This window comes from Leucothrix pacifica (assembly GCF_003172875.1).
In the GTDB taxonomy this organism is placed as follows: domain Bacteria; phylum Pseudomonadota; class Gammaproteobacteria; order Thiotrichales; family Thiotrichaceae; genus Leucothrix; species Leucothrix pacifica.
Genome location: NZ_QGKM01000047.1, coordinates 20710 through 39607, shown reverse-complemented (window position 1 = coordinate 39607; position 18898 = coordinate 20710). Strand labels below are relative to the sequence as shown.

The window sequence follows — 18898 nt, the reverse complement described above, 5'->3', positions numbered from 1 at the left end:
AAAGCTTCCTTTATGCCTAATTTCCTTGGGTGGTTTCAAGCGATTGCCCTGCAGCAACGCCTTGATTCAATGAATCTGCTACCAACTCGTGGTATAGCTCATCCATTGGCGCAGTGCCTCGTTCTGTGATGATCACATCCACCGAGCGCGAGAAGGTGCCACCTGTTAGCAGGTTTCGCAGGTTAGCTTTTAGCTGTGCGCCATCACGCTCCACGCTTAATAATTCGGTATCAAAAGTGGCTGTCACATCTTGTTTGGCAAATCGTCGCCGCTGCACAATGATGTCCGTCTCGGTGAGTTCGCGACCATACGAACCATCGACGGATACTAGCTCGACACTCAGGCCCTTTTCCGCAAGATAATCCGCAACACCTGAGCCAGCATGACGTCCGGTCTCATCGAATACCAATGCCGTTTTGCCATTGACCGGATCACCACCCAATACATCCCAACTGCTTAAACATAGCTCCATACCGGGGATATCATCCATATCCGGCAGGCCACCCGTGGCAACCACCACGATATCGGGGTTCAGCGCTAACACATCCTCTGCTTCGGCATAGGTATCGCATCGGATATCCACGCCCAGATGTGTGAGCTCTTCAGATAACCAATCGGCGATACCAATCAGGTCTTTACGCCATGGGATTTGTGCGGCGAGGTGAATTTGCCCGCCGAGTTGCGATTGCGCTTCCAGTAAGGTGACGGAGTGTCCACGGGATGCCAGTACTCTTGCGACTTCCATGCCGGCGGGGCCACCGCCGATGACAACCGCTTTTTTAGCCTGTGCTACATCCGCACCTCTATGAGCGCTTACATCAGTATTTGCATCAGCAGTTCCATCAGCACTTACACCGGCACTTGCTGCAGCATTTACATCACCATTTTTAGCCTCCGTGACATCCGGCGTAATAGTATGTGTCATGGTTTGCTCAACACCCGTCGCGGCATTGTGAATGCACACCCGATAGTCCGTTGAGCACAGCGTTGCACCGACACAAGGGCGAATGCGATCTTCCTCACCACGCTGCATTTTATTCACCAAATGCGGGTCAGCAATGTGCGCACGCGTCATACCCACCATATCAATCACACCCTCGCGAATGGCATAGCGAGCGGTGGCGATATCGGCGATACGCGTGGCATGAAAGACGGGGACTTGAACTGCTTGTTTGAAGTCGCGTGCCTTTTCCAAAAATGGAGCTGAAGCCACCGCCATTCCAGGTAAATGATTATCCGCCAGCGAGTCCTCGGCATCCATTCGCCCGAAGTAGACATTGAGGAAATTAACCAGCCCCTCCTCCGCCAATAATTTTCCAAGATGAGAAGAGTCTTCCAGCCCGACACCGCCGTCTTTCTCCTCACAAGGCATGCGCACACTGATCAGGAATTCCGGCCCGACTTGCTCGCGAATCATGGTGAGAGTTTCACGCAAGAAGCGCGAGCGACCGTCAAAGTCACCGCCATAAGCATCGCTACGCTGGTTGGTGTTTGGTGCTAGAAACTGCCCCGCCAGGTGCGAGCCTGCCATGATTTCAATACCATCCAGACCGCCTTGCTGACATCGTCTGGCAGCATCCACAAACGCCTGCTGCACCCTGCGAATATCGTGAATATCCATTTCCTTGCAGAACGCACGATGCAAACGCTCACGGCTGCGACTTGGGCCAATGGTCGGCAGCCACCAATCACCACTGTCTGATGAGCGACGCCCAAGGTGGGTGACTTGGCACATCAACGCCGTGTCGTGCTGGTGAATACGCTCTGCAAACGCCTGAAAATACGGGATGATATCGTCATTGCCGACATATAACTGACCAAATACTGACGCACTGTCGAGATCGATATTAGACGATCCACCGAACATAGTTAGCGCCAAACCGCCGCGCGCTTTTTCTTCGTGATAGGCCTGATAGCGCTCTTTGGGCTTGCCGTCTTCTTGGTAAGCAATCGCATGGCTAGTGCTCATAATGCGGTTTTTTAGGGTGAGATGACTTAACTGAAGCGGCTGGAATAAGGGGTCTTTATTCATTGCTATGGTCTCGTGAGTGATGGTTTGGGTTGTCGTTATTTAATCGCCATCGCAAGGCAACATCAATCAATATATATCGCCCCTATTGATCAAAAACCTAAACCATTTTCGATTATTAACGCATCAGTCACATACTTAAAATCTATCCTTAACTCTCAAAAAAGGTCTCTCAATCAAGCGATGCATCAAATAAGCCAACACCATACTCGATATAAAATAGAGAACCAGAAACTCGGCAATCGAAGCTGCCCATTCCAAACTCAGCGGAATCACCAGCATATGCACCACATAAAGCGGGTAGGAAATGCCGGATAAAAAACGACTAATCCCGGAACAATAAATGGCATTCAAAACTCCCTTAGAATAAATCGCCCCAACCAGCAAGCTACAGAACAAGACGCTGACCACCGGAAGCACACCCAGCACCCTAATCCAGTGTGTACCATCAACCATATACGGCTCGTATGACAGCACAGCTATCAACAGGAAAATAGCCGCAAAGCTGAGCTTGTTTCCATGATTCACTATCCACTTTGGAAACCCTTGCCGCACGTAGAGAAGCGCGATACCAAGCCCCAACAATAATCCACCGACCGCATAATGAAACGGCGCTCTCAATATCCAGAAGAAATGCCCGTACATCATCGTCCAGTCTGCCTGAAGTAGCGTGGTGATTTGTGAATATAAAATTAAGACCATCAATACAACGACAGCCACCAGAAAGTATCCACCAGCCTTGTCTTTGAAAAACAGCAGAATGAAGGGTGCGATCACATAAAACTTCACTTCTGTCGCTAAACTCCACAACGAAACGATGAAATTAGCATTCATATAATCTTGTAAGAACATGCTGTGAATCAGCAAATCATAAGTAATATCGGTGCTGGGAAATTGATAAATCCAGTCTGGCAAGAAAATCGCTAAGGCGATACCGGCGCAATAAACGGGCAATATTCGCAGGGATCGCTTCTTTGCGTAACTTTTTAAAAAGGGTTTGAAATCAGCCTTATTTTCGGGCCACCTCAGCAGTAAATGATAGCCAATCAAAAAACCACTTAAAGCAAAAAACAGGTCAACACCGCTCCATCCATTGGACAAAAAATTGACGATTCGAGAAGATTCATCAATCTCAAATTTACTCGTTATTGCCTCGATGCCATGACGAAATAATACCAGCATGATAGCGAGCGCCCTGACACCCGCTAGTGCATTAACTCTGCTGGATTGAGCCGATGCGGGAGTCATTACAAACGCCCTTAGATATTGTCGCGCACCGCCGGTTTTCGCAGCTTCCAGATCATCGTATCAACGATGTAATGATGAAAATTAATAGTTTGATAAGCGATGACCACCAGCGGTAAAGCGGTGTAATCCGACATGGTTCGAATAGACCAGTCGATACCGCTGTAGAAGTAATAAGTTGCAATCAGGCAGACGCTAAAGTAGCAAAGCGTTCGTAATTTACCGGCCTGACTGAGCCACGATAAAACCGGATTTTTACGACTGAATCCGTCTTTAAACCGTTGAGTATTGAAGTGCCAGACAAAGGCGATGTATTGCGAATTGTGCCAAACATTAATGACTAACCAACCAATATTGATATTCGTGACGACCGCATAGGCCAGCCAATAAATAATGTGGTGGCTCAGTAAATAACCGAAGTGTTGTAGCGATAAAGTGCCCTGCTTCAATGCCTGAAACTGATTCCACAACCAAGCCAACTGAAGTACAACAGCAACGACCACTAAGCCTATCGCTAAGGACATTGGAATTGGCAGTGTTTCGATAGGAATAAACAAAAAGGTCGAAGGATCTCTGGCCGACATCACCGCAAACGCAGCAACCAGAATCGCGTAAAACACCAAACGATTAAACCGTTCATCGCCTCCCTCACAGCTTTTTGTTTTAAAACGAATGGCTTTAGAAATACCTTCACTCTGGCGTGTGTAGTGCCACCACTGCCAGTGCAAATAAATGGTAGGGATCAACCAAATCTCATCGAACAGTGCGCAGGCGGCAACAAAGGCCAGCACTAAAAAAGGCAGCACTAAGGTTAAAAATCGTGTTTCATTGCTATTGAGTTGCGACACACCCAAGCGGGTGTAAGTCGAAATAACATGATGATACCCAAGGAAAAACAGGTTCAGTGACAGCACCATTTCATATGTTATCTCACTGACACTGGCGATCAGCGCTGCCGTCATCCCTAATAAGGGAATCAGCACGATAAAGAATAGATCAAACAACGGGGTACGAAACGATGACTGAGGTAGCGCAAACATGAACGAGACTCTAAGTGGGCGATGAATTTAGGAAATACAGCTTAAATATGCTATCCCTAATCTTAGAGTTTTGACGATTAGTCCACCCTGAACACTTACCCGACACACCTCCCAGTCATCAGCTCCATCGTCTCGTTCAAGCTTTATTTACAGATCCTTACGATCAACCCATTTGCCAACCGCAGGCGCTTGATAATCACGTAATAAATCCAGCAATGCCATCGGCTCACTCGCCTTCTGCAACATATCCAAGTGGTTGGCTTTCAGATATTCCTGATCCACCGCATGTTCTAAAAACGCAATCAAATGATCGTAGTAACCATCCACATTCAGTACACCGGTGGGCTTTTGATGAAAACCTAGTTGCCCCCAAGTCAGCACTTCAAACAACTCTTCCAGCGTTCCCATACCACCGGGAAGTGCGATAAATCCATCCGAATACTCCGCCATCATTGCCTTGCGCTCATGCATATTGGCAACGACTTTTAACTCAGTTAAACCGGTGTGAGCGATCTCTTTATCTGCAATGGCTTGCGGGATTACGCCGATCACTTCACCACCTAACGATAAAACCGTGTCAGCGATTAAGCCCATAATGCCGACGCTGGCACCGCCATAGACTAAACCAATATTACGCTCGACCAGGGCTTGGCCTAAGGCTTTAGCTGCCTCGGCATATTCCTGTTTCTTGCCCATACTGGAGCCGCAGTAAACGCAGATTCTTTTCATCATATTCTTTGTCCGTGTGTTTTTAAAGGAATATTAGCTGGTGAGGTTTTAGCACAGATAGCAGGCTAATCCTGTCAATCATGGAATCATAACCCTTGTTTGATGAAAATTTTGATGAAAATAGCGCCCTGAAAACCCAATGTAGAGTTGTTATCGTTACAACCAACCAGCATCACAAAAAACTAAGACGTTCTCTCCCGAAACGTCACCGCCTGCGCTTTAATCGCGGCAATATCCTCTGATGACTTTGCTTGCAGATTTTTCAACATAAACCCCATACGCGGATTCGCTGCCAAACGCTCGCGATGTGTATCCAAAAAGTCCCAATACAGCGTTGTCACCGAGCATGCCTTATCGCCTACTGCGAGCTTTGGATCGTATTTGCAATGCTTACAGTAATTACTCATGCGATTGATGTATTGCCCACTCGCGGCATAGGGTTTGGACGCCATAATTCCGTCATCCGCGTACTGGCTCATGCCCAGCGTATTGGGCAGCTCCACCCACTCCACCGCATCCACATACACCGCCAAATACCACTCATGCACCTGCTTCGGATCAACGCCGTACACCAGCGCAAATAAACCCGTCACCATAAGACGCTGGATATGATGGGCGTAGCCATACTTCAGAGTTTGGCCAATACTTTCGCGCAGGCAGGTCATATCCGTCTCTGCCGTCCAGTAAAAGTCTGGTAAATCCTGTTTGGCCCCCAGTGCATTCATCTCCAACCAGTCCGGCATGTGTAGCCAATACAAACCTCGCACATATTCACGCCAACCGAGAATTTGTCGGATAAAACCCTCCACCGCAGCCAGTGGCGCATCGCCGTGGTGGTAACGCAATTCCGCTTGCTCGATCACCGTCATGGGGTGCAGCATTTTCAGATTCATCGCCGCAGAAATCAGCGAGTGATTGAGGAATGGCTCACCTGTCCACATGGCATCCTGATAATCCCCAAACTGAGGCAATGCCTCATCCAGAAAACGTGCCAAGGCCTGCTCGGCTTGCTCAGGTGTCACTGGCCAGTGCAATGACTCCAGCTCACCGGGGTGATCAGCAAAACGATCATTTACCAAAACAATGACGTCTTTCGTAATATCATCCTGAGGCCATTCCAATGTTTTTGGCACCTTCTGCGGCCCGTCTTTGCCAAACGATTTACGGTTGGACTGATCGTAATTCCACTTGCCGCCTTCGGGTGTTTTGTCATCCGACATCAGCACCTTGTACTGTTTGCGAAGCTGACGATACCAGTACTCCATACGCAGCTGTTTCTTGCCATCGGCCCATTGCTTAAACTCAGCAGGCGTGGATAAAAAGTGCTGGTCGTGCAGTTGTTTGATGTCCGTATCGTGTGCCTTGCAAGTCTCTGCCAGCGATTTGAATACACGGTAATCACCCGGCTTGACCATCCACACTTCTTCAGGCTGATGTTCACTCAAAAAGTCGCCCAGCGCATCACTTAAGGATGGAAATTCATGTGAGTCCATCGCCAGATACGTCAGTGGATAAGCCTCACCTTTTAACCACTGCGCAAAGTGACGCATGGCCGATAGGAATAGCGCGGTGCGTTGTTTATGTGACCAAACATGCGTGGACTCTTCCGCGACCTCAGCCATCCAAAAGTGATCCTGCTCACGATCCGCATGTTTGAATATCAGGGACTCACGATCCAGCTGATCACCGAGAATAATGAATAATCTACGCATGATCCGACTCCTGTTGCGTTAATGAGTTATCCGCATTTTTGGGGCGATTCCGGCGACAGCGTTCCGAACAATAGCGCACCTCCTCCCAGCACTTCGCCCACTTTTTACGCCAGCTAAACGGACGATCACAAACGGGACAGATTTTCTCAGCAAGGGTCGTCTTGTGGTGAGCCATTGGGTGAATTACCTTTTCAAAATTGATCGAATTGATCGGTGTTCAAAGCATTCATGCTAGGCTAAATCTGTTCATGTCGATGTAACGTCAATTCCGGCGATTCATTGGCTCATCGCTTCAACAAATCGCCATAAAGGAAACGTCATGTCAGAACCCGCTATGCCTCAGGAATCCACTCAAAAAGTCGTGTGTTTTCATGATGGCGACTGCCCGCTGTGCAATCTGGAAATAAACGCCATGAAGAAACTCGATAAGGATCAGTCGATTCAGTGGGTGGATATTAATCATGACAAAGAAGCGCTGGAACGGGCTGGTATTACGCATCAGCAAGCCATGGATCAGATTCATGTGATGGATGAAAACGGCATGCAAACGGGCGTCGATGGGTTTATTTTGGTGTGGCAGCGCCTACCCTATTTCAGACGCTTAGTGCCACTGGTGAAGCTGCCGGTGTTTAATCAGATTGCCAAGTTTGGGTATCGCTTGTTTGCTAAGTATCGATTGAAGATAACGGGGCGGGCTTAGTCTTCAGTTTTCCTAACTCTCTTTTCCTGACACCTCCTCATTTCTCACGAACGATTGACGAACGCTGCTTTGTCAAACTACTCCTGACACGTTAATAAATATGTGAAGGAGATAAGAATATGAAACGTTTACCCCTAGTTAAAACACTGTTTTCTATCAGCTGCGTATCTGCATTTCTAATGGCTCATCTTGCCGTAGCACACGACCCAATTGAATGGAACGGCGACAAGATCCACGTCGTGCTGGATAAAGATGGCACGGATAAAGCTTTTGGAATGTTCACTGTCGAAATGGATAGCCCAAAAGGCCCTCCAAGGCATATCCACGAAGATGCTGATGAAGCTTTCTATGTATTGAAAGGTGAAGCAGAAGTACTAGTTGATGGAGAGAAAACCACGATCAAAGCAGGCGAAGCTGGTTTTGCCCCCAAAGGCAAGGAACATACTTTCAAATTCACGGGAGATGAGGGCGGGAAAATTCTCGTGGTCGTCACCCCAGGTGGCTTTGAAGGATTCTTTGGTGCATCGGTGGATTTAAAAATACCTGATCAAATGCCAGAGCTAGAAAAAATATCTAAGGATCATGGTCAGGTATTCACTGGTCCGCCATTGGGTAAAGAGTAATGGTCTGCAAATTTGCATAGTTAATGGTGTCCACTAGCAAAATTGAAATAATTAATCAGGAGTTGGTATGAGTATTACTAAAAAGAACTTAATATTTAAAATATTTTTAATTGGCATGTCTTTTGTTGCGTTAAATAGCAAGGTAATAGCTGAGGACAGTAGAGCTATTAGAATAGCGAAACAAGCAATATCCTTTCAAATAGTCGGCAATGCGAAAAACAAACCTCATGCGATGCAATGGCAATTTAAAGCCAGTAAAGATGGTAGGCAATTACTGAGTGGTAATCACTATCGATTGATAAATATAGCAAACGGTAGAGGCATAATGCGTCAAAATAGACCCCATAGTCGAGCAGCTAACCTTGGTTGGTTAGCTTCTAACTCTAAGACTTATAATGTACTCATCAAAAGACAAAAAGGTAATGGCCAATTACGCTACGGCGATGTAGTAGCTCTTAACTTAAAGCCTTATGGATGGCTTCGTTATAAAAGAAGAGGAAGAGCTGGTGGGATTAATCTTGCAGATGATGATCATAAACCACATTATATCTGGGTTGTCAGAGGTGGGAACCATGGTAAAAAAATCTATTCAGGAATGCCCCTAGCTCTATACAATACCAAGGTGAAAGCCGACATGACCTATTGCCCTCGTACTTTTGGCATTGATTTAGGGTGGTTCGGAAAGAGTAAATGCAACAGCTGGTCTGCCAGACTTTCTAATACTGTCTGGGGGGTAAATGGTTTGTTTGGCAAAAAAAGACTCGGCGCTGTCAATCGAGCAAAAATAAAACGATACATATGTGAAACAGCCATTGGTACTGTAGCAGACACAACAGATGTTGCGTCTTTAAATCTGGCTAAACCAGTAATCAATAAAATTGAAAAGGAAGCTGTTAAACGCTGCGTCAATCTGTGACTTTTGACCGCCCGATAAAGTATCGGGCGGTACTTTAGCTATAAATATCGCATTCCCTAAAAACGATTAGGGTTTCCCTCAGTAAAACTCTCTACATCAAACACCAGCATTTTCGAACCACAGGTATTTCGGGTACTTTGTTATCTAATTGAACACAGAGTCAGAGTAGTCTCCAAAGATGAACTGATCAATAAACTCTGGAGTGGTCGTGTGGTCTCGGATATGGCACTTAATACCTGCATTAAGTCTGTGCGCAAAGCGGTTGGGGATGACGGGCGACAACAAAAATATATTCGCACTTTGCCAAAACGTGGTTTTCAATTCATAGCCGAAGTCAGCACTCAGGAGCCTTCAAATTTATATCAGGACTCAGAACCAGAAAAAGCAGCGTCTGATAACACATGGCGTTTGAAATTTGCGCTCCTACTGCCTTTTCTGATTGGAGTGATATGGCTTTTCAATAGTTTGTGGTCCGACCATCAAGAACATCAGCTTCCCTTATCCGGTAAAACCAGTATCGCTATTCTTAACTTTAAACAGACAGGCCAACAAGACCAGACACAACTGTTTACTGAAGAGTTAGCGTCCAGCTTATCTCATTACCGGGACTTATTTGTGATTGTACGCAACTCCAGTACTCAATTCGATGAGGCAGCACAAACCATTCAACAAATCGGCAGGGCATTAGGCGCTCAATACATTGTGGACGGTTCCATGCGTTATCAACGGGAAGAAGTGCGGATTTCTGCAAATTTGGTGAATACCGCGACTGGACAATTAGTGTGGTCTGGTAAGTTTGATCAGCAACGAGCACAGCTCTATAGATTGCAAAACGAGTTAGCGTATCAGCTTGCAGGACAACTAGTGCCTGAGATTGTCAGGGCTGATGCGGAGAAAACCTGAAAAAACCACCAGAAGATTTGGACGCTTGGGCTTTTTATCACAAAGCTCGTTCGGTTCAGGCTGTTTACAATAAAGACTCGCAACACGAAGCGATTCAATGGAGCCAAAAAGCACTAGAGAAAGACCCTGATTTTGCTGCAGCTTATGGTGAGATTGCTCGTGCAAAAGGTGTGCAGTTTTTTTATCAATGGACAAAGGATGAAGAAGCTACATTGCAAGAAGCCATTGATACTGCCGAGCAATCTATTCGGCTTGACCCCAATGATCCGGGAGCATATGCCGCATTGGGTTACGTGTATCGATATACGGGTGACGAAACACGAGCTATCGCCAATCTTGAACGAGCTGCCGAGTTAAATCCAAGCAATGCCAATATTCGCCTAGAGTTGGCACATACTCTGGATTGGTTTCGTCATCAGGACAGAGCGTTACCTGAAATTGAGCAAGCGATAAAGCTCAGCCCTCGTGATCCACGACTGCAAAATATGTACTTTTATAAGGTGCATATTTTGTTTCATCTGAAAGCCTTCGAGCATTCTCTGGAGGCCACCCGTGGTATGAGTGCTGCACTGACCACGGATACTTGGCGTATGTATTACCACCTAATGAGAGCGGCTAATTTTGCCCAGCTTGATCGAACGAAAGACGCGGAAAAAAGCATACAAAGCGCCTTGAAAATAAATGGCAAGCTCAGTGTTGCAGCGATGAGGAAAAAGTTTGAAGGGAGTAAAAATCATCCCGAAAACCGCCGTTTTTGGCTTGAGAGTTTGGCTAAGGCTGGCTTGCCATGATCTAACATTTTCAGAGCAGTTGTCCAATCCCCAACGACAACACCGGAAAATAAATCAACGACATCAACAACAACAACAGCGCAATATAAAACGGCACCATCTCCTTTAATATCGCCATAACACTAGCCCCGGACTGACTAGCCGTCAAAAACAGCAATATACCAACTGGCGGCGTCACCAAACTAACCGCAGACGAGAACACCGCCACCACACCAAAGTGCAACACATCAATACCATTACTCACCGCCAGCGCCGTAAACGGCGGTATCACGAGTATCAGCAATAACCCCGGCCCAACCACCGTACCGGCCAGAATCAGCATCATGGAAATCACTAATAACAACTGTGTTGGGGAAAGCTGCAGGCCTGCCACTTGATTAATCAAGGCATCTGCCGCCCCCATATTGGCGAAGATCCATAACACACCACCACTCACGGCAATAATACTAAGAATCTGGGCACTCTCAGCCGCAGAGGCGCAAATGGTTTTCATCAAAGTGCCTAATGAAATATCCTGGTACACAAACACACTAATCACCACGGCATAAGCCACCGCAATCGCCCCCACCTCCGTTGGCGTAGCGACACCTGTGGACAAACTAAAGGTAATCAGAACGGGTAATACCAGTACCAAAATACAGCTCTTCAACGCTTGCCACACCTCACGCCAGCCAGACCATTTCGCTTGTGGATGCTGCCCTTTTCTGGCAACCCACCATGCAGCAGTTGACAGGTAAACAGCCATTAATACGCCCGGCACAATGCCTGCTAAAAACAAGTCACCGACGGACACATTGTTAAACAAACCAAATAACACCATCGGAATAGACGGAGGAATCAGCAGTCCGATTGCCGCTGAGGATGCAGTGACCGCGCTTGCATAAGCAGGGGTGAAACCATCTTTTTTCATGGCAGGAATCATTAGCGCGCCAATGGCAGAGGCATCCGCCGTGGCCGAGCCGGATATCCCCCCAAACAACATGCTGGTCCCGATATTGACGTGCGCCAACCCACCTTTAATCCATGAAAATAGCGCACGTGCCAGTCGCAATAACCGGGTAGCCATCCCCCCGGCACTCATGACCGAACCCAGCAAAAAGTAATAAGGAATTGCGGCAAAGGCCGAGCGATCAAGGCCGGATAACATCGTCTGCACCAACGCAATATCAGGCATATCCGGATACACTAATGCGTAGCTGACCGTTGATAAAATGATCGATAGAAAAATAGGTAAGCGCAAAATGGCGACGATCATAAACACGGCAATGATCAACCATAAGCCGTCCATCAGGTATTTACCTCTGCCTGATTTGTAGGCAATACACAGTCTAATAAATTGAGTATTGCCCCCAGTGAAATCAGCAACAGCCCAATCATTGACGGTACGAAACGAACGGAAGCAGACAGATCAATCGCGGGCATCACCATGTCGGTATAGATGGATACCGTATCCATTAACTTAGGTGCTAACCAGATAATACCTACTAAGACGACCACTTCAGCCAACGCACTGGTCCACCTCAAAAAGTGAGGAAAACGCCCCTGAAAAATATCAACCACCAAGTGACTTCTGGCGATCCAAAGATGCCCCGCTCCCAACCAACCCAAGGAGAGCAACAACAAAGACGAGACATCGGCTGCCCAAATCAAAGTGGTGGCAAACCCATAACGCAGTACAACCTCCACACACTCTAAAAGCACCAAACAGCAGAGCACAAAACCTAACAGGTATGATGTTATCGTAATGAGTTGCCGTCTTACGCTGGCGATATTCATAGAGATTCAGTGATATAAATTTTAGCCACTATCAGTCCTTTTATCCAAAATTGACTACATTAAAGACATAATAACACCATATTTTCAGCCAAACACGAGAATACATACTAAGCTAATGCATAAGAATAGTTTAGTTTAGAATGCAAAAATGCGCATAAGCTTGTTAGGCGATTTACAAGTCACTATTGATCGTGTGCCTGTTGAGGAGTTACGCGGACAGAGAGTCAGATCAATTTTTATCTACCTGGTACTGCATGCTGGGACAGCGGTTTCCCGTTCAGAACTAGCTGGAACACTGTGGCCGGACATCTCCGAACGTCAGGCCCGTACTAACTTACGGCGAGAACTCCACGCACTAAAACACACCCACCCATTGATTAATCAGTGTATCACCGCCAGCAAAAATACGGTCACCTGGCAAAAGCCCGATGACTACCATTGTGACGTTGAGGAATTTGGTCAGCTTTACCAAGACTTTAATGCCGAACAAGACACCACCCAAAAGTCTTCGCTCGGCCTACAGGCTGTCGCTTTATACCGTGACCCACTACTAGCTGGCATGTCGGATGAATGGATCTGCGTTAAACGTGAAGCACTTCACCGCCAATGGAACTCCCTCTCTGAGCATTTAATTACAGTACTTCAAGGCCTCGATGTCTCGGAACAAATCATCCGTATCGCGTCAAGACAACTGTCGTTTGACCCTTATCTGGAGACCGCTTATTTAGCCATTATGGAAGCCTATATTGCATCCGGTAACTCAGCGATGGCGCTGCATACCTATCATCAATGTGCATCTGTATTACACAAAGATCTCGGCATCTCACCCAACGAGCGTATCCAGAATTTATACTCACGATTGGTCTCAAAAAACGCCTCGCACAACGATGTCGACACCACGAAATCATTTGCAAGCGCAACCGACTCAGCACTGATCGGGCGAGCCAACACTGTCGCTGAGATAACTGATTTTATTAAAGACCCAATAATCGATGTACCATGCATCGCATTTCTCACCGGTGAAAGCGGCATTGGGAAATCCAGATTGGCTGATGAAGTCCTATCTGCAGAGCCACTGAAACAAATAATACAAGTCAGTACCGCATGCCACCCTGCCCGGGTTGATACTGTCTTTGGTCCTTTTAAAGACTGGCTGTCTAACCCGTATTTTTTGAATGCATGCAAAGAGACTGACGAACTCAAAAACAGCACGATACAACAGATGTTTCCGCAACTGGCATCCACTACAGCAGAACCAAGCAAAGCAAACAAGCTAACCCTACGCTCACAAGACGCCATCTTTGCGGCGCTCAGCAATATCGTTTGTACCGTGGCCGAGTTCTACTACACCGATCAACAAGCGCGGCTGCTACTGTACATTGATGATTTGCAGTGGGCCGATGGTGACTTCTTTAGCTGGCTACACTACTTCTTGAGCCATCAAAAGGGTGCCAAGGTCATCTTTCTGGCCACCGTCAGGTCGGAGGAAATGGACAGTGTTAACCCCATATCCGGGCTGATCGATGAATTCAGCTTTTCCCCGCAAGTCATGGTCAAGCAACTGTCTTACCTAAACCGCGCAGAGTCTTTCGAGTTGATCAACAATCAGCTGGCGCAGTGCTCACAAGCGGGTATCGCGATGATAGATCCGGATAAAATTTTCAGTTCTGTCCGGGGGAATCCCTTATTTTTGATTGAATCCGTCAAACACTTACTCAATACAGATCAAGCAGTCAGCAATAATCATATCGCGGGTGCTGCACCGACCATCTCACGTATGTTACAACGTCGCATTAGCTTGCTGGATAAACAAGCGCAGCAATTATTGCAACGTGCCTCGGTGATAAACCGGCAATTTTCACTCCCACTGATTCAGGCACTGACCCAATTTACAGACAGCCAACTTATTGATGCGCTGGATGCACTCTGGGAACGCGGCATGCTCCGGGAAATTGGTCATGGTGATTATGACTTCAGACATGACAGCTTACGGGAGGCTTGTTACGCATCACTCAGTAAACCTGTACGACGCATCATGCATGGGCAGATTGCCAAAGCGCTGGAAACACTCAATCCGGACCAAACAGACAACCTCGCTGGAGAGATCGCCAATCACTACGAAAAATCAGGTAACACGCCAGCTGCACTGGACTGGTACGAGCGCGCGCTGGACAGAACAAAAATGACACTGGCGATAGACCGCTGCATCGCCTATGGCAAACGCAGTTTGCAGCTCATGGATCTGACGGCACCGATTGCTGACCGGGCAGATCAACAGATGAAAATACTCTCTGCCCTATCCTATGCGCACTCCCTAAAACAAGGCCATGCTTGCAAACACACCCTGCAGGCTTGCCAGGAAATGGAAACGCTGTTGCCCTACGTTAAAGATCCACAGACGCGTTGGCTCACTGTGTTCAGACTCAGGGTAACCGCTACCTTTTCTTATCAAACCTATCGTGCATTGCGCTTAACCGCATTTCAACAGTCCGCCGCGAGCGATACAGGAGATGTCGCTAACATCATTGAAGCCTATAAATCCCGTGGCTTTGTGCTGTACCAATTAGGCAAACTACCCGAAGCATTTCAGTGTTTAGATGAGGGTTTAAACCTTGCCCGACACGCTGAGTCACAAGGCAAGCTAGATCGATACCGCCCTCCCTGGTCATTGGCCATGCTAAGTAAAATACGCATTCAGGTGCTCTATATGATGGGGCGCTTTGAAGATGCGCTTTCTGCCATTCAACATGACTATGATCACGCGCATTGCGTGGGTGCTCCCCAGTTTCGGGCCATGGTGTGTATGTGGGTAGGGAAGATTAACCTCCTTAGAAACCAACCCTCTATTTCAGATGGAGCCGGAAAGACCATCATCGCTATAGGACAGCAAGAAAACCTCCCTGAAGTCGAAAGTCTGGGAAAGTTCTTTTGTGACTGGGCTGAATGGAAACGAGGTAACACGGACATAGCGATCACCGCACTAAAACAGACAATCAAAATGAATAAGTCAGTGATGGCGAGCAATATATTGCAATCATTTTGGCTGAGCACACTGGCCGAAATGTACTACTCCACACAACAGCTGGATAAGGCCTTGAGCTATAATTCAAAAGGGATTCAGGCAGTCCGGCTCACCCGTGTGCCTAACCGTAAAGCCGATACCTATCGCATGCGAGGGAATATTCTGGCGGCCATGAATGCAACACCTGCAATGGTAATCCGGCTGTATGATTTATCCATTAAAACCTCGCTCAATCAATCAGCACTGATGTACACGGTGCAAGCGCTGGTCGATAAAATCAACTACCTACAGGTGCAAGGCCTTGCGACACACGCTGACCTGCAACAACTCAGAGAGGTTATTGGGAAGGTGCAAATCTCAGCGGACTTCGCACCACTAGCGGTAGCGCAGTCCTTGCTTGCCGCTCCTCCTGACTAATTTTTTGACTGATACTCCAGACCTAACTGTCCTCACTATTCTGCCATTGCCTTAATGGCTTCAACCGTGCCCTCAGGCCAAACATCCTTGAACTCCTTATGGAAGTCCTTGCTGGCAGCTTTGAAGCTTTCGACATCGATCTCTTGAAACACCATTCCCATGTCCAAGAGCTTTTTACGAGCCTCCAACAGATTTTGCTCATAGTCTTTCTTAGAGTCCCGCTCGCTTATCGCAATCGCCTCACTCACCCACGCGCGCTCCTGATCAGAAAAGGCCTTCCAACGAGACTCGGTGATCCATGCAGCCACACCGGAATGGTTCCAATTAATCGGCGAAACCGTTTTTATTAACTCTCTGATTGGTGCGATTGCCAAGGTAGTAATGCCTCTGTCCTCTCCCTCTGCCATACCGGATTTCAAAGCCATAAATAACTCTGAATGGCGAGTCAGCACGGGGATAGCACCCCATGATTTAAATAGCTTAACGAACACCGGGTCACCGGGAATGCGAATCTTCAGGCCAGCGACATCATCAACAGATTTTACTACCTTACCTGTGGTCGAGATAAGACGAGGGGCTCTGTCTTGCACAATGCCTAGGTAGCGAATACCGGTTTTCTCCGTTATCTCATTGGCTAAACTGGCCAGCAGATCGCTTTCGGCAAACTTGCGAAAGTGTGCCTGACTCTCAAACATATATGGCATAACGGCTACTTTCATTGCTTTTGCAGGCTTAAGAATAGCAATAGCAGGCAAATCAACCACCTGCATATCAACAGTACCACCCTGCATTTGCGCCCAAATCTCCCGAGTGCCTCCGAGCGAGCCTTTCGGGAATACTTTCACCGTCATTTTACCGTCGGATACTTGCTTTAAGTTTGCAGCAAAGCGTTCACCACCAATGCCCATCGGGCCATCAAGCGTTGAAACATGGGCGAGCTTGAGCACAGTCGGTTCTGATGCATTGACCACGAAGGGTGTGAACAGGGATAAGGACAACACCCCAATAATTGACATCGATTTGACGTAACACTGATTCATCTTAACTCTCCTCTTGTTGAAGCTCTATGTATTGAGGCTAGTTTATAAGGGGGTGCGTTCGTCAATCGTTCGGGGAGTCATAACTAGTAAAAGTGGGGATGCACGTTGCCCGAATGACTTGGTGGTGGTGCGTTAAGCCATCACTTCATAGCTTTCTTATCCGCAATCACCTCAGCCAACAAACACAGCATTTCATACATCAGTGTCGCGCCAACCAATGACGTATTCCCACTGGGATCAAACGGCGGTGCGACTTCAACCACGTCTGCGCCAATGAGATTGAGATGGCGCAGGCCGCGTAATAAAGCCTGTGCTTCAATGGTAGTGATGCCGCCTATTTCCGGCGTGCCAGTGCCTGGTGCATACACAGGGTCGAGTCCATCGACGTCAAAAGTCAGATAAGCCGGCCCGTCGCCCACGATCCTACGCGCTTCCTGAATGACTGCATCCACACCCATCTGTGTGAACTCCTCCATAAATACAACGCGCATGCCTTGCGCTAGGGAATAATCCCAGCCTTCACTAGTGTTTTGTGCACCGCGAATGCCGATCTGGATGGTTCTGCTGGCATCAATCAAGCCGTCTTCATGCGCACGACGAAAAGGCGTGCCATGCATAAATTTGGAGCCTTGAAACTCATCCCAAGTATCGGTGTGCGCATCGATATGGATGAGTCCAACCGGTTCATCTTTGGCGATGGCTTTTAGAATGGGGTAACTCACGGAGTGATCGCCACCGGCACTGAGTGGGACTACTCCTGCTTTGTGCACGCGAGCAAAGAACGACTCGATATCTCGCACCACCGCATCATGATCAAACAGCGCTTCAAAGGTGGCATCACCGATATCAGCAATATTGCAAAGCGCGTAAGGGTTTACTTTTGTGACGTGGTGGATGGCTCTCATCATGCTGGATTTGTCACGAATATCTCGTGGCCCATGACGTGCACCGGCTCGGTTAGTCACCGCGCCATCGTATGGTATGCCGATTAGAGCAATATCGAGATCAGTTAAGTCGGTTTGATAAGGCGTTCGCATAAAGGTAGGAACACCTGCATATCGGGGTTGGGACATTCTGCTTTCATCAGTTGGCATGATGGTGTCCTTGGGTGATTATTTGGGTTGTCGATGTGTTACTAGAAACACTCCTAGCAAGGTGATGCAGAACCCAATACATTGAAAATACCGTCGATCAGTCTTGTAGTGATTCTGGCCTTGTTAAACACAACATCACACAGCCACAAAAACACAGTCAGCACGTAAGCCAGATACCAAAAACCTAGAAAATCATTGTATATGATGGTGAAAAACCAATTTTGTTGGAACAAGTAGAAATACGAACAAACTAACGTAGAGGTGGCTAACAGAACTCCGGGGACAGACAGTTGAACAGTGGCACGTGGTTTCAAAAATGAAGCGAGCAAGAGGAGAAGAAACATTGCTAAATTACTGCCAGCAAATATCCGTAAGTCTTTTGTTAAATTTTGTGCGACTTCCATATATTTGGTTTTCATAAAGTCCGGAATCTTAGAATTTGCAGCACTCAAGGATGCAATACGTAGCTCAATGCCGGTTTTCAATCGTTGAGCATATTTATTACGGCACTCGCAACTCAAGTCACTCATTTCAGCGACAACGGCTGTTGTTTTTTCGTATGTTTTTTCTTTTAATTTTTTCTTGAGTACCGAGACTTGTTCCTCCTGCTCTTTAAGAAGTTTTGAAGCCAATTTGCCAAGACGTGATTCTGCGGTCGCTAGAGACAGGGAGTCAATTTTCTCGTTCGTCTCCATTTGTATTCTATTTTTTATGAATTCTTGCGCCTTAGCTTCCACAACAGCTGGAACACCTAACGTGAAAAAGAGCGCCACCCCAAATATGAGAGTTCCAATGACTCCAATAATTCTCAAAGTATATTTCATGGCCTAAACTCTTTTCTAACGCCTCAATGAGGGTCGG

The 18898-nt window shown here is 47.2% G+C and carries 17 protein-coding genes; 6 read left to right on the top strand and 11 right to left on the bottom strand.

Annotated elements, in window-relative coordinates; genetic code table 11:
- Window positions 1-16: 16 nt before the first annotated feature.
- The 6 genes from DKW60_RS15560 to DKW60_RS15535 all read right to left on the bottom strand — a co-directional run bounded on the left by DKW60_RS15560 (window position 17) and on the right by DKW60_RS15535 (window position 6930).
- Window positions 17-2032 (bottom strand): NADH:flavin oxidoreductase, encoded by a 2016-nt coding sequence (locus DKW60_RS15560; protein ID WP_109838583.1) that lies wholly within the window; start codon window positions 2030-2032, stop codon window positions 17-19.
- Between the two features lie 135 nt (window positions 2033-2167).
- Window positions 2168-3277, bottom strand: coding sequence for an acyltransferase family protein (locus DKW60_RS15555; RefSeq protein WP_109838582.1), 1110 nt, complete (start codon window positions 3275-3277; stop codon window positions 2168-2170).
- 11 nt (window positions 3278-3288) lie between these two features.
- Window positions 3289-4314, bottom strand: a complete 1026-nt coding sequence (locus tag DKW60_RS15550) for a hypothetical protein (RefSeq protein WP_109838581.1) — start codon at window positions 4312-4314, stop codon at window positions 3289-3291.
- Window positions 4315-4461: 147 nt separating this feature from the next.
- Entirely contained in the window at window positions 4462-5046 is a 585-nt protein-coding gene (locus DKW60_RS15545; RefSeq protein WP_245929720.1) for an LOG family protein, read from the bottom strand.
- Window positions 5047-5225: 179 nt separating this feature from the next.
- Window positions 5226-6755 carry a cryptochrome/photolyase family protein gene (locus DKW60_RS15540; protein ID WP_109838580.1) on the bottom strand — a complete coding sequence of 510 codons (1530 nt, stop codon included), beginning with the start codon at window positions 6753-6755 and terminating at the stop codon, window positions 5226-5228.
- Window positions 6748-6930 (bottom strand): DUF2256 domain-containing protein, encoded by a 183-nt coding sequence (locus DKW60_RS15535; protein ID WP_109838579.1) that lies wholly within the window; start codon window positions 6928-6930, stop codon window positions 6748-6750. The genes DKW60_RS15540 and DKW60_RS15535 overlap by 8 nt, the downstream gene beginning before the upstream one ends.
- Before the next feature lie 144 nt (window positions 6931-7074).
- On the opposite strand from DKW60_RS15535, the gene DKW60_RS15530 reads away from it, so the two are divergent.
- The 5 genes from DKW60_RS15530 (at window position 7075) to DKW60_RS15510 (ending at window position 10688) form a co-directional block, all read left to right on the top strand.
- Window positions 7075-7455 carry a thiol-disulfide oxidoreductase DCC family protein gene (locus tag DKW60_RS15530; protein ID WP_109838578.1) on the top strand — a complete coding sequence of 127 codons (381 nt, stop codon included), beginning with the start codon at window positions 7075-7077 and terminating at the stop codon, window positions 7453-7455.
- Between the two features lie 119 nt (window positions 7456-7574).
- Window positions 7575-8078: a cupin domain-containing protein gene (locus tag DKW60_RS15525; protein ID WP_109838577.1), complete on the top strand. Its 504-nt coding sequence runs from the start codon at window positions 7575-7577 to the stop codon at window positions 8076-8078.
- Window positions 8079-8145: 67 nt separating this feature from the next.
- The gene (locus DKW60_RS15520) at window positions 8146-8994 is read left to right on the top strand and encodes a hypothetical protein (protein WP_109838576.1); all 849 of its coding nucleotides are present in this window, start codon (window positions 8146-8148) and stop codon (window positions 8992-8994) included.
- A 108-nt stretch (window positions 8995-9102) separates the two neighbouring features.
- Entirely contained in the window at window positions 9103-9897 is a 795-nt protein-coding gene (locus DKW60_RS15515; RefSeq protein ID WP_181389732.1) for a winged helix-turn-helix domain-containing protein, read from the top strand.
- A gap of 17 nt (window positions 9898-9914) precedes the next feature.
- Complete coding sequence (locus DKW60_RS15510; RefSeq protein WP_181389731.1) at window positions 9915-10688, top strand: tetratricopeptide repeat protein; 774 nt, start codon at window positions 9915-9917, stop codon at window positions 10686-10688.
- A gap of 10 nt (window positions 10689-10698) precedes the next feature.
- On the opposite strand, the gene DKW60_RS15505 is transcribed toward DKW60_RS15510, so the two are convergent.
- Both DKW60_RS15505 and DKW60_RS15500 read right to left on the bottom strand, forming a co-directional pair.
- Entirely contained in the window at window positions 10699-11976 is a 1278-nt protein-coding gene (locus tag DKW60_RS15505; protein ID WP_109838573.1) for a TRAP transporter large permease, read from the bottom strand.
- Window positions 11976-12464: a TRAP transporter small permease gene (locus DKW60_RS15500; RefSeq protein ID WP_109838572.1), complete on the bottom strand. Its 489-nt coding sequence runs from the start codon at window positions 12462-12464 to the stop codon at window positions 11976-11978. Before DKW60_RS15500 ends, DKW60_RS15505 begins: the two co-directional genes overlap by 1 nt.
- 148 nt (window positions 12465-12612) lie before the next feature.
- On the opposite strand from DKW60_RS15500, the gene DKW60_RS15495 reads away from it, so the two are divergent.
- Window positions 12613-15903, top strand: a complete 3291-nt coding sequence (locus DKW60_RS15495) for an ATP-binding protein (RefSeq protein ID WP_109838571.1) — start codon at window positions 12613-12615, stop codon at window positions 15901-15903.
- A 35-nt stretch (window positions 15904-15938) separates the two neighbouring features.
- On the opposite strand, the gene DKW60_RS15490 is transcribed toward DKW60_RS15495, so the two are convergent.
- The 3 genes from DKW60_RS15490 to DKW60_RS15480 form a co-directional block, all read right to left on the bottom strand.
- The gene (locus tag DKW60_RS15490) at window positions 15939-16943 is read right to left on the bottom strand and encodes a TRAP transporter substrate-binding protein (RefSeq protein ID WP_109838570.1); all 1005 of its coding nucleotides are present in this window, start codon (window positions 16941-16943) and stop codon (window positions 15939-15941) included.
- A gap of 140 nt (window positions 16944-17083) precedes the next feature.
- Entirely contained in the window at window positions 17084-18037 is a 954-nt protein-coding gene (speB, locus tag DKW60_RS15485; RefSeq protein ID WP_219988783.1) for an agmatinase, read from the bottom strand.
- 53 nt (window positions 18038-18090) lie between these two features.
- Window positions 18091-18861, bottom strand: a complete 771-nt coding sequence (locus DKW60_RS15480) for a hypothetical protein (RefSeq protein WP_109838568.1) — start codon at window positions 18859-18861, stop codon at window positions 18091-18093.
- Window positions 18862-18898: the final 37 nt, after the last annotated feature.

What these genes read in the sequence shown, in the direction of transcription:
- DKW60_RS15480 (WP_109838568.1), bottom strand. Translation starts at nt 18,861, where the DNA reads ATGAAATATACTTTGAGAATTATTGGAGTCATTGGAACTCTCATATTT.
- DKW60_RS15560 (WP_109838583.1), bottom strand. Translation starts at nt 2,032, where the DNA reads ATGAATAAAGACCCCTTATTCCAGCCGCTTCAGTTAAGTCATCTCACC.
- DKW60_RS15490 (WP_109838570.1), bottom strand. Translation starts at nt 16,943, where the DNA reads ATGAATCAGTGTTACGTCAAATCGATGTCAATTATTGGGGTGTTGTCC.
- DKW60_RS15520 (WP_109838576.1), top strand. Translation starts at nt 8,146, where the DNA reads ATGAGTATTACTAAAAAGAACTTAATATTTAAAATATTTTTAATTGGC.
- DKW60_RS15535 (WP_109838579.1), bottom strand. Translation starts at nt 6,930, where the DNA reads ATGGCTCACCACAAGACGACCCTTGCTGAGAAAATCTGTCCCGTTTGT.
- DKW60_RS15530 (WP_109838578.1), top strand. Translation starts at nt 7,075, where the DNA reads ATGTCAGAACCCGCTATGCCTCAGGAATCCACTCAAAAAGTCGTGTGT.
- DKW60_RS15495 (WP_109838571.1), top strand. Translation starts at nt 12,613, where the DNA reads ATGCGCATAAGCTTGTTAGGCGATTTACAAGTCACTATTGATCGTGTG.
- DKW60_RS15545 (WP_245929720.1), bottom strand. Translation starts at nt 5,046, where the DNA reads ATGATGAAAAGAATCTGCGTTTACTGCGGCTCCAGTATGGGCAAGAAA.
- DKW60_RS15500 (WP_109838572.1), bottom strand. Translation starts at nt 12,464, where the DNA reads ATGAATATCGCCAGCGTAAGACGGCAACTCATTACGATAACATCATAC.
- speB (WP_219988783.1), bottom strand. Translation starts at nt 18,037, where the DNA reads ATGCCAACTGATGAAAGCAGAATGTCCCAACCCCGATATGCAGGTGTT.
- DKW60_RS15540 (WP_109838580.1), bottom strand. Translation starts at nt 6,755, where the DNA reads ATGCGTAGATTATTCATTATTCTCGGTGATCAGCTGGATCGTGAGTCC.
- DKW60_RS15505 (WP_109838573.1), bottom strand. Translation starts at nt 11,976, where the DNA reads ATGGACGGCTTATGGTTGATCATTGCCGTGTTTATGATCGTCGCCATT.
- DKW60_RS15550 (WP_109838581.1), bottom strand. Translation starts at nt 4,314, where the DNA reads ATGTTTGCGCTACCTCAGTCATCGTTTCGTACCCCGTTGTTTGATCTA.
- DKW60_RS15525 (WP_109838577.1), top strand. Translation starts at nt 7,575, where the DNA reads ATGAAACGTTTACCCCTAGTTAAAACACTGTTTTCTATCAGCTGCGTA.
- DKW60_RS15555 (WP_109838582.1), bottom strand. Translation starts at nt 3,277, where the DNA reads ATGACTCCCGCATCGGCTCAATCCAGCAGAGTTAATGCACTAGCGGGT.